Source organism: Butyrivibrio sp. ob235, from assembly GCF_900109475.1.
Lineage (GTDB): Bacteria > Bacillota > Clostridia > Lachnospirales > Lachnospiraceae > Butyrivibrio.
The window spans coordinates 1-16,001 of sequence record NZ_FOBE01000008.1 but is presented as its reverse complement, the minus strand read 5'-3'; the positions used below and the strand labels follow the sequence as shown (position 1 = coordinate 16,001).

Here is a 16,001-nt window from a genome sequence, read left to right as displayed (position 1 = left end):
ATTTCCTCTCATCTGACAACCAGATAATCTCTGGCAGGAACTGTCTTTCCGTCCGGTGTCTGTACATCACTGTATCCGTAGTTTACATAGACATTTGTTCCGTCTGCATATTCTGTACGGGATAAATCCTCAGTGATATTCTCGTGATCAACCATTTCCTGATTGAAGGTGTGTCCGAGTTCTTCATTATATCTTGTATAGATCTCGACCATCTTGTCCTTCCAGGAATCGTATGTAGCACCATAATAATCGGTGTACAGTGTCTTCTGTGTGGCGAATGAAGTTTCCTTCATAAATGTGAAGTATAAGCCTGCGCCGTACTCAGCACTGTAAAGAACTTCATTTTCCTGATTACCGCCGACATTTATTGAATCGCCGGTATAATTAACTTTTCCATGTACAGCAAGCTGATAGAAAGGTACGCACTGATCAAGGATTGTGTACTCACTTCCTCTGAGATCCATGCCTGTAACCATGCTTGCATAAGGTACAGCATAATCGTTACCCATGTTGATCATTATGGGTGTTCCCTCGGACTGAATCTTCTTGAATTCCTCCTCCTGAAGGGATTTAACAGTCTGTCTGCTGTGGGTGTTCTTTCTGTAGAAGTCTGAAGAAAGATCCTTACCCATATCCTGAAAGCTCACGCCTGCATTGTAAGTCTTTACTGCCTTTGCAAATTTATCTGCAATATTCATAGCAAGGTTTGTATGAAGCAGATAATACAGATGATCTGAATTTTCTCTCTGTGCATAGGTTATATGGCTATAATCATAAAGCTTAGCCTGCTCTTTACTGATGAGCTTGGCTGCATCTCTGTATGAGAAAAATCCGTCAAGCAGGTTGGATGAGTTAGCATACTGAGTGATTCCGTTAAGGTAAATTGTGGAATCTGTCTCTTCTCCGACCTTTGCAAGGTTCTTAAGATCCTTCTTGCTTCCAAGACTGCCAATCGGCTTAGCCTTTTTAAGAAGCTTCTGGTCAACACCGCCGTTGCACCATCCGGTAAGCTTAACTGACATGTTCTTGACTCCGCTTGCGCTGAGATCCTTTATCATATCAGCTGCTTCTTTATAACTTGTGAGTTTAAGCGGTCTCTTAACCGGTACACCGAGAATCTGTCTAACCTTATCAATAGCTCCGACAATTTCAATTGCTACAGGAGCGCTCTCATCATTGTTAACTGCAAGAGAATCGCCATATTTGTTATCGAGATATGTACCATACTCCTTGGCCATATCCACATAATTTCCGGAATTGATGAATGTATATCTTCTTGTCAGAGTCTCATCCGGAAGTGAAGGAACATACTCGTACACATCACTGTTTGCGATATCACCAACGTCGTACTGCTCTCTCTGACATATGCTGTATACTGCGTTTACATAATTGTAGCTGTTATTTTTTCCACTGATGTCAGCCTGGATTGATGCATAAGGGCTTCCTTCTTCAAGTATGCAGATAAAGGAATCATCCCCTTCAGCTACACCAAATACTCCGTAATATGCTCTGGTGTTATGAACAACCGCATCTCTGCTAAGACACATATCCCAACCGTATACATTTGTATAATAGCTGCTCTGTGATGTCTTACCATTGTTGAAGTTAATGGTTGCTCCGCCGCCCTCAGGCACAAACATATAGCCTTCTTCGTCTGTTCCGCCTGCTCCGAAATACGGAAGAGGTGTAAGAGTATAAATCGGTGAATCTTCTTTATATGCAAGGTCCTTCATGGGAACCTCAACAACAAGGTCATTTCCGTCAAGCTTGTAAACAACGCTTACATTGAAGACCGGCTTGTCAGAGCTCTTTACTGAAAGGTCCTGAGCCTTATCTGCAAGGAAATCATCATAGGTATAACCTGCAGCTTCAAAGGCAGCCTCCATCTTCTTTCTAACGTTCTCCTTGGTTTTATCACGAAGAACATAGATTACATTGTCGGCAAGAGCAGGATAATTAGCTAAAAGCTCATCCTTATTATCCTTTTTACCAAGCTTATTGATATCATACTTCTTGTAATACTGCTGGATGAAGTTGACATCACCTTTATCCATCTTATCGAGCCATGCATCAAGGCTATCCTTGGTGATTACCGGAGGAATAACATATTCCTTAATTACATCACCGAGTGAATAATCAACTCTGATGGAATCACCTTCCTGAGTTATGTTATATATCTGGTTTGATGTACTGTAAGCATAGGTGTTATATGTTGTTTCAAGTCCGGTTACAACCGCATATGACATGATAAGCGGTGACTGAAGATTTGCCTTTTCCTCAGGAAGTGCAACACTGTCATTTGCTGCATTCTCGGGATTTGAGCGCCATACCTTACCGGTTTCCTTAACTGTAACAGTAAACTGTGTGGTAAGTGGATCCATCTCAAGCTTGAGCTTATCATTCTCTACGATAACCGGCTCCGCATCCTCACCGCCTTCATATGAATATGGCGCGATCGCTTCACCCGTATCACTGGCATTTTTATGATTTATTATGAAAATTACGGCAGCAAGTATCAGCGCACATATTATGACCGGAGCCGCAAGGCTCTTTACTATCTGTCGTATTTTTCCGTTCTTTTTATCCTTCATGTCTGCTCCCATCCGTAATTCCTATAGTCGGAACAAAAATTCCTTACCCAGAGATATGAAATAGGATACTCCCTGAGATATCATACTGAAGAAGATCATCAGTATGAAGATCATTACCAGCATTGAAAATAGTGTTGCTACTGTAAAAAGCAGGTTCTTTCCTGCTGAATACTCATGAATCTGTCCCATTGCCGCTATAACCAGAAGTGCTGCCCAAACCAGGGATATGGCACTGACCATGGCATAAAACTCAGCTTCATCAACAGTTACAAAATTACTGAAGATCATCAGCGGGAACTGTACAAGCGGATAGGGTGTAAGTGCATAGCATGTAGCCATGTAAACCTGTCCCAGACGTCCTTTACCATCAAACAAAGTGGTAAGTCCCCAGTTTCCTACTACCCACAAACTCAAGGGGAATAGGATACTTGCTATGTATAAGAAGATATTCAGATCTTCCCAGTAAACAGTCATAAATATGAAACTTGTATATCTCAGCTTCAGTATTCTTATAAGTACCGTTGCGATCAGTATTGTGTTAGCTGCTGCGTAAGTTCCTCTCTTTTCGTGCGTAAGATCCCAGAATCCGTCAAGCGGATGAGTGATGCAGTATAGAGCAAACTTCAGCGAGTCAATATATCGATCATATTTCTCTTTTGTGATAGCTGCCATTATTTTTCTCCGTCCTGTAAATTCATGAAAATATCTGCAGTGTCAATCTCATGTCTGATTTTCTTGATTCTTCCGGTTCCAAGAGGAATAAGGAATAATGCCAGAATAACAATTACAATCCAGACAATATGATCTTCTACCCATTCCTTACGGTACTGCTTATAAGCTTTGGAATAATTATCATCGTCATACTTGAGCTCGAAGTACTTCATAGCTTCCTTATAGCGCTTCTGACGAAGAAGTGATCTTCCTATTCCAATATATGCAAGATCGTAGTTACCGTTCTGCTTCATTACTTTCTCCCAGGACTCACCAGACTCGGTGTACTTACCCTGGTCGAACTGCTCTACTGCGTTGTATACTGTCTGTCCAAACTCTGTAGGTACGAAAACCGTGATTGAGTTGTCCAGCGCATCCACTACATAAAGGTCGTGACCTATGCAGTCAATTGCAGTAGGCTTTCTGAAATATCCGTTCATATTACCGTTTCCACCGTAGCAGAACACGATATTTCCCTGATCATCATATCCGAAACATCTGCCTCTGTTTCTGTCGAGACAAACGTAGATATCATTCTCCATGACAGTTACGTCAGTAAATACTGAAGGTCCTTCATATCCACCACCGGAACCCCAGTAAAGATCTCCGAGGATTCCCCATTCTCCGTTATGTACAAGAATGTCACTTCCAACGAGGTTGAGCTTTCTGACTGCATTGTCAGTTTTGCTTGCCTTATCTTCATTTATGGCAGTTGTTGCATATATAAAGCCTTCATAATCCATGAAGATATTTTCATACTCTGTAGGAACAAAGGATACCATCTTCGCTCTCTGTTCCTGAGAAGCAAATTTCTTCCAAATGTAATCGGTCCAATCGAATTTAACCGGTGTAGCTCCGACAAATCCTGAAAAAGTTCCGTCATTTTCATATTTGATAAGACCTTTGTTGATTCCGGTTGCTATGCAATACACACGGCCCGCTGAATCAATTGCCAGTTTCTTGGGCTGGAATACAAGGCTCGGATCAAGAGTATTGTCATCGGGCTTTGTGAATTCCATCACGTAATTTAAGTCTTTATCAAGCTTTAATACTCTGGCGTTGCCCTGATCGGCGATATAGAATTCTCCGCTCTCCGAAATAGCCACATCCGTGGGATTGGAGAATGTCTTTACCTCACAGTCTCCCTCGAATGAATCTATGATTCTGACCAGTTCAAGCTTTTCAGCGGAATCTCTCTTAAGTTCAAGGATACGGTTATTACCGCTGTCACAGAGGTATATCATGTTACCGTAAGCAAAAATTCCGTCCGGGCTGCTTAAGTTTTTATCAAGTCCCAGGTCTGATGCGGTAAATACCTTACAAACTGTATAGAAATCAGGGCTTTCCTGAACATCTCCCCAATAATCGTAGTTATAGGTATATCCGTATTCACTTGCGTATGTCGTTAAAGGAGTGGCGGTTATTACCACAAGTCCTGCCAGAACAGCAGCTGCTCCCTTTACGATTTTTTTCATAGTCTGCATAACTAACACCTTTCCAAATATGGTATGGTAATGTTCTTCATCAGTCCTTAAGACCTGAACTAGCCATTGTCTCGAGGATCTGGCTCTGAGAGAATATAAAGATGATAATCGGTACGATCATTACTACAACCAGTACGGCTGCACCCTGACCTGTTCTTGCGATACCACCGCTCTGAATCTGCTGAAGGGCAAATACCAGAGTTTTCTTTTCTTCGGAATAGATAAAGGTTGCCGCTCTGTCGTTCCAGAGTCTCTGCACCGAGAAGATGATAAGTGTCATCCACGCCGGTTTAACGTTCGGCATTACTATTCCTGAAAATACCTTCCACTCATTTGCGCCATCAATTTTTGCCGCTTCAATAAGTGAAGTCGGAAGGCCTTCCATAAACTGTTTCATAAGGAAGAGTCCCATAGGTGCTGCAAACGCAGGTATTATGATTGCCCAATAGGTATCAATCCATCCAAGTTTGTTCAAAATAATGTAGTTCGGAATTGCTGTTACATAACCTGTGAACATCATGGCTACTGTAACCAGTTTGAAGAATGTCTGGTTTCCGGGGAATTCATACTTAGCAAGTACGAATGCCGCCATAGATGAAATGATCAGGTGTCCGAATGTTCCTACAAATGTGATAAATACTGTATTAAACAGGTATCTTGAAAAGGTTACCCAGGATTTTCCCATTGTTACAAACAAATCCGAGAAGTTATCAAGTGTCGGATGCTGAGGGAAAATCGTAGGCGGGAACTTAAACAGTTCATCAAGAGGCTTCAGCGCACTACTTACCGCATAAACGATCGGGAAAACCATTACCATGGCAACCAGTACCAGGAATAAGTAAAGGAAAAAGTCTCCTACGATTGAACGGTTAGGTTTCCTTCTCTTTATCAGCTTTTTACGGTAAACCTGTTCTTTCTCTTCTTTTTCAATTTTTTTCTTGCTGCTTAATTTACTCATGTCAGGTTCCCACTCTCCTCAAGAGACTTTGAATTGCTTTGTTACATAAGATCATCATCAAAAACAGAATTGTTGCTATAGCACATGCATATCCCATTTCAAATCTTGAAAAACCGTAGTCAAACAGGTGAGTAACGATTGTTCTTGCTGCATAATCGGTACTGGGATATCCGCAAAGAGCCATTGTGACTTCACATACGTTGAATGCCTGTGTTATTGACATAACGGCACCGAACATAAGCATGGGCTTCATGTTGGGAAGTGTGATGTACCAAAGCTCCTGCCAACGGTTTTTTACACCATCCATGTAGCCGGCTTCAAACTGAGATTTATCCACGCCCTGGAGACCTGCCACGAAGGAAAGGAATCCTGAGCCAAGACTCATCCAAAGGATAACTCCCATACAAACCGGTAACATGTACTGCGGATTGATGAGCCATAAGATCGGCTTGTCAATAATTCCGACATTCATCAAGAATGCATTTACATAACCGTATGCATCACCTCTGAAGAATACAGAGAAGATAACATAACAGTTTCCCGCGATCGACGGTGCGTAAAACAGCATGACTGCTATACTTCGTACCCATCTTGGCAATTCGTTAATCAGCCAGGCAAAAAGGAAGGACATTATGTAGCCAAGCGGTCCGGTAATTACTGCAATCAACAGCGTGTTCTTCACACCGATTAGGAAGATGTCGTCCTGCAGAATCAGGCTGATGTAATTCTGCAGACCGATGAATCGCGGAGCTTCCAATATGTTGTAATATGTAAAACTAAAATATATGGATGCCACAACCGGAAAAATATAAAACATGGTGAATAAAATCGCATAGGGTGCAAGAAAGAGATAGCACATTTTTCGATTTTTCGCCTTTTTAACTGCCACCCGCGCTTCATGTTTGCGCAGGGTGAAGTATTTTTGAAGATACTCTTTCATTCTTTCTCTCCTAAATATCTCGGATTTCTGTGCCCGTACCGGTCTATTCTTCAACCGGCATACCAAACTCTTTCCTCTTCTTTACAATCTCTTCATCTATCAGGATCGAGTAGTCAATGATTGTCTCTCGTGAGTCAACCTTTTCATTTATTACCTTACGTATCGCGTTGGAGATATGACGTCCGGTGAAGTATCCGCCGGGAACCTCTCTGATTCCAACTGTCTGATCCCACTGATCATCAAGTACTTCTATGTCTTCTGCGCTCCAGGACAGATTCTTAAATGCGTCTCTGTTTGCTGTAGCATATCTTGCGGAAGAACCGAGGAGAGCCTCTATTTCACGGCCAAATCTGATCTGTGTATCAGGCTCAGCCCACCACTTCATGAATTCCCATGAATTTTTTCTGAGCTCTTCATCCTCTTCCTTGATCATCATTGTTGCACTACCGGTGATGAAATCTGAGCGGTCAATGCTTCCATCGGATTTCTCTGTTCCGGGTATAAGTGTGAAGTCCCAAAGACCTCTTATCTCAGGTGCTGATACCATAAGTGTGTTATATGTTGAATAAGGTGCTACACCTATCGGCATCTCTCCCGATCTGAATCTACTTACGAAATCATAGATAACCGGAAGACCATAATCGTTGAAATATCTTACATAATCATCAAATGCCTTAACGCCTGCCTCGGTATTGACGGTTGTCTTTGTACCATTATCGTTGTACATATCGCCGCCATACTGGTAAAGCAGTGAGAAGTACATTGAAAGATCAGGTGTGCTTGACATGATAGCGGTTGAAGCTGTTGCTGAACCACTGTTACCTGCTGCGGTAGGTATTCCGACTGAGAGGTTGCTGCCCTGAATTGTGGGCATCATCTCTATAAGTTCCTGCCAGGTCTGCGGAGGCTCAAGTCCAAGCTCTTCAAGTACGTCTTTTCTATAGAACATTACGTTGAAGGTCTGTGTCTCCGGAATTCCGTATACATGTCCGTCAAGTCTGTACTGCTCATATGAGCTCTCGGAATAGTGAGCAAGAACATCTTCCCATCCCTCAAACTGTGTAATATCTTCTGCAGCACCACGAAGTGCGTAGTTTACAGGCTGGTCGGCACCGACTGAAAGAACTACGTTCGGTCCTCTTCCTGCAAGTACTGCGTTAAGCAGCGCATCAGGTGCAACGATTTCTACGTTAACCTTTACTCCGCTCTCAGGTGTAAAGGTATCATCTACCATTGACTTAAGAATTGTACCCTGATCACGTCCTGTAAGTATCCAAACCTTAACTACTTTATCTGATCCGTTTGCATCATATACATCACCGACTGAATTGTAATCAACGAAGAATGATGCTACGAAAGACTTAATCTCATGTCCGCTCTTTGAAAGGAAGTTTGCCTTGTCTTTCTTAGGCTGTACTCCGGTACCTGATACTACCAGATAATCGATATCCAGTTTTGTATCACTCATGTTCAGTGATGCGGTACCAAGTGCTGTGATATTATCCTTAAATGCTGTAAACTCTGTGGTTATCTTCTGAGGCTTTTTGCAGAATCTCTCAAGCTGCTGCGCTACTGTCTGCGCTGATGCTATCTGATCTGCTTTCTGTCCACTGAATGCAACCATGTCATCTACTATCTTATAGAGACGCTTGGATTCAAGATCCATAGCTTCCATAATTTCAGGATAGGTCTTTTCAATATGATAATCTCTGTAAATATCAGGATTTGCTCCTGTATATACAAGTACTCTTCTGTAAATCTGGTTGAGTCTGTAGGTTGAATCCTCAAGCTCTTCAAGGATCTCACCAAGTCCTCCGAGGGTAGCCTCAAGTCTTACTGTATGTGTACCCTTTGTGAGGAAAATGTTGTAAGGTGTTCCGTTTTCATCTGCAAGTGTTAAGCTGTTCCAGTCGTTTTCGAACGGGAATGACACCTCGTTAAGCTCATCAAAAGGAACCTCGCCATCAATAAGCACTCGTCTGCTTGATACAGAACCTCTTGAGTAATTCTGACGTCCCTTAATCATCAGGTTGTATAATCCATCCTCAGGAACCTCAACATCCCACTCAATCCACTGTCCGGAACTTCTCCAGCTGTCACCACCGACATAGTTAAGAACTGTATGTGTAACACTGTTGGGAACAGTTGTCGGTGAAGATCTGTCATATTTTGCATATAATGAAGATTCTGATCTTAATGTTGAATCTTCACCCTGTACAGTCTGAATAAATGTCTTGGCTGTATCTGAACCGTCCTTGCCACCAACCTCTGCAGAATACTCTGCGTATGTCTTGGGCTGTTCAATTGCCTTAACCTGAAGTTTTGAAATAAGCATCGGCTCATTTACCGCTTCGAGTGTGAGTTCATTCTCTCCCTGTTCAAAGTAGAACTGATAAGGTTCTGTAATGAATCCCATGTCATCTCTAAAGTATGCACTCTGCCAGTCAAAAACCTCTGTCTGTGTAGGTCTTATCTCATTACCCTGGTTATCTACTTTAACATCACCGCCATCAGTCCATATTCTTGTGAATGTGATGTTTCTTGCATCCTCGAAAGGCGCTTCCCCATTGATCAAAACCGATCTCTCTGCCGGAACTCCTCTGGATTCGGGAAGGAAGTAGTTAACATAGAGGTTATACAATCCAGCCTTAGGTACATTGACCTTCCAAGTCACCTTGGATCCTGTCTCTGTGTAGAGAGCTTTCTCTACATCTCCCTCCGGACTGTCCTCCTCATGAACATCTCCTTCGCTCTGATTATTATACAGATCAATATCTATTGACTCACTCGGTTTATCTGCATCTGCATGTCCATTCAGGTAAAGTGTGTAGGTTCCTGTCCTTTCCATACCTTCAACATCAACCGAAAGATCTGATCCTTCATATTTATTATGGAAATCATCCACATCTCTCATCGACAGAAGTACGCATATTCCAATCAGAACTGCTAAAACGCCGACTACAATTAAAATTGTTCTGGAAGTCTTTTTCATGTTATCCACCAAATTCTTTTATTCCGAATCTGTCTCTGCAAATACCCAGAAACTCGGTTTAGGCTCATATTTACTATCAAATAGAAGCGGACATTGTGACTGTCCCGATTTATTACCACCGCCTACATTGGAGCGGAACTGAAGCCATGAATACTTATCAATGGTTCCCCAGAAAGTCATTCCTGTCACTTTTGCGGTTCCGGCTTTCTGTGCTGACTTAAGTACATAATATAGAAGGTTGTATTGCTTTCTGTTCTTCTCGTACTCAGCCTCAACCGATGCCGGATCGCTGCTGTCATAAGAATCACTGGCCGAAAGATCCCACTCAGTGATCTGAATATTTCCAACCGCTTCTCCGTATGCTTTTACAGAAGTCTCAAACTCAGCTGTTGAAGGACCGCTTACGCTGTAATGTCCCTGCATACCCATCGCCGTAAGTCTTGTTCCCTCTCCGGGAGCACCCTCCTCAGCTTTTACCGCTTCGAGAAGCTTTAAGATTCCACTTCTCTTCTTGGCATTACACTCGTTATAATCGTTGTAATAAAGCTCAAGCGACTCAGGTGCATATTTATTTGCATATTTGAAAGCATTTATAATGAAGCTTTCGTTCTGATATACGTGCCACCAGCTTGAGTTGCCGCCATGTGTATCCTCTGAGAGATCTTCATCCGGCCTCTCCGTATCCGTTCTGTAGGTTCCTGTCGAATCGGAAATCGCTTCATTTACAACATCCCAGCCATAGAACAGATCCTTATATTTACTGTCTTCGCCAACAAAATGTTCAAGCACTGACTTTATGTACCATTCCTGGCGCTTATCCATCTCTTCAGCTGTCACATAAGGCTTTTCCTTATCATAATCCTCATGGAAGAACCACTCGGGAGTCTGTGAATGCCACAGTAAAACATGTCCTCTTACCTGCAGCGCCTGATCCGGATGAGTTTCGTTCCATTTAAGTATCTTGTCGAGAATCTTCTCGGGATTCTTAAAAGTAAGAACCGGAACTGTTATCGTCTCGCCGTTAAGCTCGGCTTCTTCCGTTCCCGGACACTTTCCGTTGCTGTATCCGAACAGCGAATCCGGCTTCAACTCATTTCCAAGTGTTACACAATTAAAATGCTTGGTTACTATATCCCAAACGCTCAGATCCCAAGGCTCCTGCCCTGTTATTGCACATCCGAACCTGCATCCCATTGTTTTTTCAACACTGTCCTTTAGTGCAGGCAACTCTTCCTCCTCGCTCTCTTTAGCGCTATCATCGTTTTCTTCGTCGCTCTTTTCCTCTTCAGCTTCTTCTGCCTCCGTTTCTTCTTCAGCACTTTCTTCTATATTAGAAGCTCCATTATTATCATCTTCATCTGCAGTGTCTTGCTGCTCATTATTTGAATCATCAGATGTTGCGGTTATCTCCTCCGCATTATTTGTCTCAGTAGTGCTTCCTACAGGGTTTTGTCCGCATCCTGTACCGATTATTGCCGCTGCCATCAGTAATGCCGCGACGTCAACCCTTCGGCGCTTTATAAGATCATATTTCATCCCGAAATATTCCTTTCTACTTCTCAAAATTTGCTAAAAGTCTTAAAAGCTGTACTGTTACTAAAGTTTAGCCGTTTACAGAATAATATGCTTATCATATTTTGCTTTTCCATACGCGCTTATTGCTAGACACTTCCCAAAAAACGGAGTCACTTTTTGTTAATATTATACAATACTGTATTTTTACATGCACCCCTTTTTAATAATTAGTTTATATATAGAACATATTCTGTTCATAATCGCAAAATGTGGGCTACAACTTTGAGCAAAATTTTTCTTCTTTGTTGTTGCTATTTAATTCTCACTTATTGCTTTTTTAAGTCCAAATTTTGTATGCATTTCTTGTACGCATTTCACAAACTTGCTAAAATAGGGCTTTTTCTATTTACTATATCCAGCAATATATGCTAAAGTACGGAAATATAAGATTGCGTTTCGCAATAATTGCGTATAAATAGCAAATATCTATTTGTCGAATATTGGTTTTATAACTAAGAGGGTACTATGAAGAACAGCAAGAAAAATCTCAATCTTAACTTTTATCAGCAGAATACCGATTTCAGAAACAGGGTCATGGTCGCCGAAAAGGAAAACAGTATTTTCCCCAAGGATGCGTCCGTTCGCATCTGGTATAATGTCGAGACCAGTGATTATCTGCCCCATTGGCACGATGCTATGGAAGTGATCATTCCCATCGATAATTATTATGATGTGGATATAGATAACGAGCCTCATCACGTGCTTCCCGGAGAAATTCTCATGATTTCTCCCCGTAAAATGCACCATCTTCATGCTCCCGAGAGCGGAGCTCGCTTCATATGCCTTTTTAATGTAGATTTCTTCTCACAGGTCAAGGACTATACCGGTATGCTGTTTGTAAAAAACAGCTGCATTCACATAACTCCCGAGAGTTATGCGCCTGTTTACAGCGAAATCTATGACCTTTTCACACAGATTTGGAACGAATATTTCCAGAATACGGAATTTTATGAATTTTCAATTTATGCTAATCTCCTTCAGGCTTTTACCCTGTTAACCAGATGTCAGCTCAACCAGATTCATCTGTTTACTGAGAGCAGCCCGAACAAGAGGAGAGATTATTTCACAAGACTTAACGGCGTTCTTGAATATATTGACGAACATTATACCGAAGACCTTACCCTTGATGAAGTTGCTGATTTCAGCGGTTTTTCAAAGTTCCACTTCACCAGACTCTTCAAAGAGTACATGAACAGCACCTTTTACGATTATCTTATAGGTCGCCGCATCAAAGCCTCTGAAATCCTGCTCTCACAGCACGATCTTTCAATAACAGATGTTGCTCTTCAGGCCGGATTTTCGAGCATTTCTACCTTTAACAGAACCTTCAAGGCCAAGAAAGGATGCACTCCCGGAGAGTACAGAGCACTCTTCAGCCATAACAAAAATGACGCAGCGGATGCCAATGAGCAGGCAATTGAAAAAGACTCCTTTGCTACAAGTATAATTTGATTAAAGAACTACTATTAAGAATCCAAACAGGGAAACGCCCATATAAGCGTTTCCCTGTTTTTTAATACACCTCATATTTAAATTCTGAAAATGCAGCTTCTCCGCCGATGTTCTTTTTACTAAACATAAACAGCGCGAATCTACAGCCGGTAAAGTGCGCCAGAGTGAATTTAAGACTCTTTGAAAATGGAATCGGATTGAAATCTTTTTCGGAAAGCTTCCTCCAGAATACCGTCGCATTACCGACAGGTGCAAAGGTATTTGCATCTATTCTGAAAGCATAAGCTTTATCATTTCCCAAAAATTCTCTGCATTTCTCTACTTCTTTTCCCTCCTCGTTGGAGATAAGAAGCAGCTCGTTTCCCTTTTCTGTCTTTTCAACGGCAAGATAGCAGTATTCTTCACACAAAATGCCGATTCCGGCCCTGTCACCATCCTTTAATCCTTCGACATTTACAATAACACTTGCTCTGCTTCGAGGCAGCGTCATTCTCTGCGTCAAAGAGTTTATCGCCTTATCAAACCTCTCACAAAGCCTGTCGGTTTGTATGAGAAATCTTTTCTTTTTTGTGTCCTGCTTTACAAGAGACATCTCCGGCTGGTGATTGAACTGCCAAAAGCTCTTCATGCCAAAGCAGTCATATTCCCGCTTTTCAGTTTTTCTTCCATCAGTCACATCAGATATCTTCCCGCTTTCGCTAAAATCATCGCTTCCGCAAAGCGGCAGATATTCATAGCCGGGATCTGCATTGCACAACTCTATCTCTGCAGGAAGTCTGCCATTTTCCTCTATAAACGGAACTGCTCCCTTCCATCGAAGCGGCAACAGGAACGGTGTTCTTCCGGCTCCGCCCCTATCCTGAAAGAGCATTGTAAACCAGTGTCCGTCCGGAGTATCCACTATACCCCCCTGGGCAACTCCCTGTCCGAAGTATCCCATATCGTCGCAAAATATCTCTCCCCCACGAAATTCACCTTCAAGAGAAGATGAAACAAAATAATTCTGCGTTCTCATCCATCTGTCCGGCAGAGAATGTACCAGGAAAAGATAGTATTTATCATTTATCTTGTAGAAGTGGCACCCTTCATATGAAAGAAAATTATTGCCTTCCTCCTTCACAAGCACCCTCTGAAGTCCGCCTTCCTTGGGTCCCTTGAGGTCACTGTCAAGCTCAACCAGCTTTATCTCCCTGTTACCAAATGCGATAAAAACCCTGTCATCATCAAACAAAATGCTCGCATCATGATAAAAACCTTCAATATATTGCTTCTTCCATGGACCTGTAATTGAATCCGCCTTATACAAATACGTCTTTTGCGTGTCATTAGCGCAAAAGCTCAGATAATAACTACCGTTATGATATCTGAGACACGGAGCCCACATACCTTTTCCGTAGATATTCTCACCATCCGCAAGTCGCTGTCCAGGCGTATCATCAAGCCTGTCATATACATAAGATGCGTGTTCCCAGTGAAGCAGATCATATGATCTCAATATCTCACATCCCGGAAAAAAATGCATAGTTGTAGTGGCCAGATAGTATACATCCCCAACACGAATTACATCCGGATCCGGATAATCCATCGGAATTATAGGATTTATTGTCCCTAAGGAAACCTTCTCTTTAATCATTTCACAAATCTCCATGAATGTAATTCATATCCTTCTCCGGCAAAAGTAAAGAATACATCGTGTACTCCGCTCGGGGTCTTATCCAAAGAGACAAACACATCAGCTACCTCGTTGTCCTGTTCCTCCACCGGAACATAGGCAAGAACCTCACCGTCCGGTCTGTCCAGGCTCACGCGGATAGCACCTGATCCATTGCCGCCGACTTTAAGACAGATTTCAAAAGGCTCTTCATTTCCAAAATCAGCTCCGCTAACGCCAATCCAGCTTCCATCACTCATCCCAGTGACAATCATATCACCCGAACCGCATCTCTCTGCCTCTTCACCATATTGCACAGTGTCTATTCCGGCAGAATTTGCCATGGTCACTGCCTTTACCTCATCATACGGATTAAGGTGAGAAAGCTGTACAACTCCGTTTCGGGTTCCCTTTGAAACGGACGGACCGCCATTTTCAATCTCAAGTACATCTATATTTGTACTTCTGTATCCGCCATTCATTCCCATCGCTTCCTCAAGAATGCGGGCATGATATGTGATATACCAGTTTCCCTTAAACTCAAACATGCAATGATGGTTGTTTCCGCCAAGTCCAAAGAAATGCTCAGGATTTCTTAAAACAGGCTTATAACGCTTAAACGGTCCCATAGGTGAATCGGACACAAGTGTTACGATTTCTCCCTGCAAATAGCCTTCCTTCTCCTCATCTTCTGGCGTCATGCTAAAATTTGAGCAATATGAATAGAAATACTTCCCGCCCATCTTATTGATTCCGGAATCCTCAAACAGGAAAGGAACATTCTCAATAGGCTGAGGATCACAAGCAAGACTGATCATATCGTCGCCAAGTTTTACAACTCTTGCCGTACCCGGATTTGCAGCCATTTCAAGAGAAGGAACACCGCCTCCTACATATAAATAAGCGCTTCCGTCATCATCCATTAAAACTGCGGGATCAAAAAGCCATGTAACCTCCGCGCAGTTAGGTGTCTGTCTGGAAATAAGAGGCCCATTAATAGGATCCGTAAACGGACCTACCGGACTGTCCGCGGACAGAACTGCTATTCCATTTCCATTATTTGCAAAATAAAGGAAAAATTTGTCTTTTCCATCAATATTTTTATATGCCGCAGCTGGAGCCCAAGAATTAGCACCCCAATTTGCCGCACCGGTCTCTGATGCCGCATAGACAGTACCATGATCGGTCCAGTTCACAAGATCCTCGGATGATACAACACATATTGTATTAATATTGCTGTATGTATTTTCCAAAAGCTTGCCATCAGCATCATACATAGGCTTATCTCCTGTCATATACAGATAAACCCTTCCGTCGTAAACAAGCGCATACGGATCTGCACCAAATCTCTGCGTCATAACCGGGTTATGCTCAGACAGACCCTTTACCGCTTTAGAAAGTTTTATATTAGCAAAAACTTCCTTCATGTTCATTTCTTCTAAAACCTGCATTACTGCCTCCCAAATCTTGCGAAAACCGCAAATCCCTATATTTATACCAATCTACAATAAATTTTATTGATAACAGGCATTACTTTCCACAAACTAATTGCTGATTTTTTTGCATAAATTGCGTAGTGCATAGCAATCTTTAGAAAACAAAAAGCAAGATTCGCATAGACCTCGGAAATCCAATATAGCTACAATC

Annotated in this window: 10 protein-coding genes; 1 reads left to right on the top strand and 9 read right to left on the bottom strand. The window is 42.2% G+C overall.

All coding sequences use genetic code 11. From position 1 onward, the window contains the following. Nucleotides 1-8 precede the first annotated feature (8 nt). The 7 genes from BMW61_RS07900 to BMW61_RS07870 are packed head-to-tail and all read right to left on the bottom strand — an operon-like array spanning nucleotide 9 to nucleotide 11,212. The gene (locus BMW61_RS07900) at nucleotides 9-2,591 is read right to left on the bottom strand and encodes a DUF5696 domain-containing protein (protein WP_139176247.1); all 2,583 of its coding nucleotides are present in this window, start codon (nucleotides 2,589-2,591) and stop codon (nucleotides 9-11) included. Nucleotides 2,592-2,612: 21 nt separating this feature from the next. Further along, the gene (locus BMW61_RS07895; protein WP_022761231.1) at nucleotides 2,613-3,263 is read right to left on the bottom strand and encodes a YIP1 family protein; all 651 of its coding nucleotides are present in this window, start codon (nucleotides 3,261-3,263) and stop codon (nucleotides 2,613-2,615) included. Continuing rightward, nucleotides 3,263-4,786 (bottom strand): hypothetical protein, encoded by a 1,524-nt coding sequence (locus BMW61_RS07890; protein ID WP_022761230.1) that lies wholly within the window; start codon nucleotides 4,784-4,786, stop codon nucleotides 3,263-3,265. Before BMW61_RS07890 ends, BMW61_RS07895 begins: the two co-directional genes overlap by 1 nt. Before the next feature lie 40 nt (nucleotides 4,787-4,826). After that, a complete protein-coding gene (locus tag BMW61_RS07885; RefSeq protein ID WP_091820819.1) occupies nucleotides 4,827-5,744 on the bottom strand; it encodes a carbohydrate ABC transporter permease in 918 nt (305 codons plus the stop codon). 1 nt (nucleotide 5,745) lies between these two features. Beyond that, nucleotides 5,746-6,684, bottom strand: a complete 939-nt coding sequence (locus tag BMW61_RS07880) for a carbohydrate ABC transporter permease (RefSeq protein ID WP_022761228.1) — start codon at nucleotides 6,682-6,684, stop codon at nucleotides 5,746-5,748. A gap of 43 nt (nucleotides 6,685-6,727) precedes the next feature. Beyond that, nucleotides 6,728-9,676, bottom strand: coding sequence for an extracellular solute-binding protein (locus BMW61_RS07875; RefSeq protein ID WP_091820816.1), 2,949 nt, complete (start codon nucleotides 9,674-9,676; stop codon nucleotides 6,728-6,730). Between the two features lie 18 nt (nucleotides 9,677-9,694). Continuing rightward, the gene (locus tag BMW61_RS07870) at nucleotides 9,695-11,212 is read right to left on the bottom strand and encodes an endo-1,4-beta-xylanase (RefSeq protein WP_091820814.1); all 1,518 of its coding nucleotides are present in this window, start codon (nucleotides 11,210-11,212) and stop codon (nucleotides 9,695-9,697) included. A 504-nt stretch (nucleotides 11,213-11,716) separates the two neighbouring features. Between BMW61_RS07870 and BMW61_RS07865 the strand changes: the two genes are divergently transcribed. Next, nucleotides 11,717-12,703 (top strand): helix-turn-helix transcriptional regulator, encoded by a 987-nt coding sequence (locus tag BMW61_RS07865; RefSeq protein WP_081646678.1) that lies wholly within the window; start codon nucleotides 11,717-11,719, stop codon nucleotides 12,701-12,703. Between the two features lie 61 nt (nucleotides 12,704-12,764). Here the strand turns inward: BMW61_RS07865 and BMW61_RS07860 are convergent, their stop codons facing one another. Together BMW61_RS07860 and BMW61_RS07855 are read right to left on the bottom strand one after the other, a co-directional pair. Continuing rightward, on the bottom strand, nucleotides 12,765-14,336 hold the full coding sequence (locus tag BMW61_RS07860; RefSeq protein WP_091820812.1) for a glycoside hydrolase family 43 protein: 1,572 nt from the start codon (nucleotides 14,334-14,336) through the stop codon (nucleotides 12,765-12,767). Next, the gene (locus tag BMW61_RS07855; protein ID WP_081667827.1) at nucleotides 14,333-15,805 is read right to left on the bottom strand and encodes a glycoside hydrolase family 43 protein; all 1,473 of its coding nucleotides are present in this window, start codon (nucleotides 15,803-15,805) and stop codon (nucleotides 14,333-14,335) included. Before BMW61_RS07855 ends, BMW61_RS07860 begins: the two co-directional genes overlap by 4 nt. Nucleotides 15,806-16,001 lie beyond the last annotated feature (196 nt).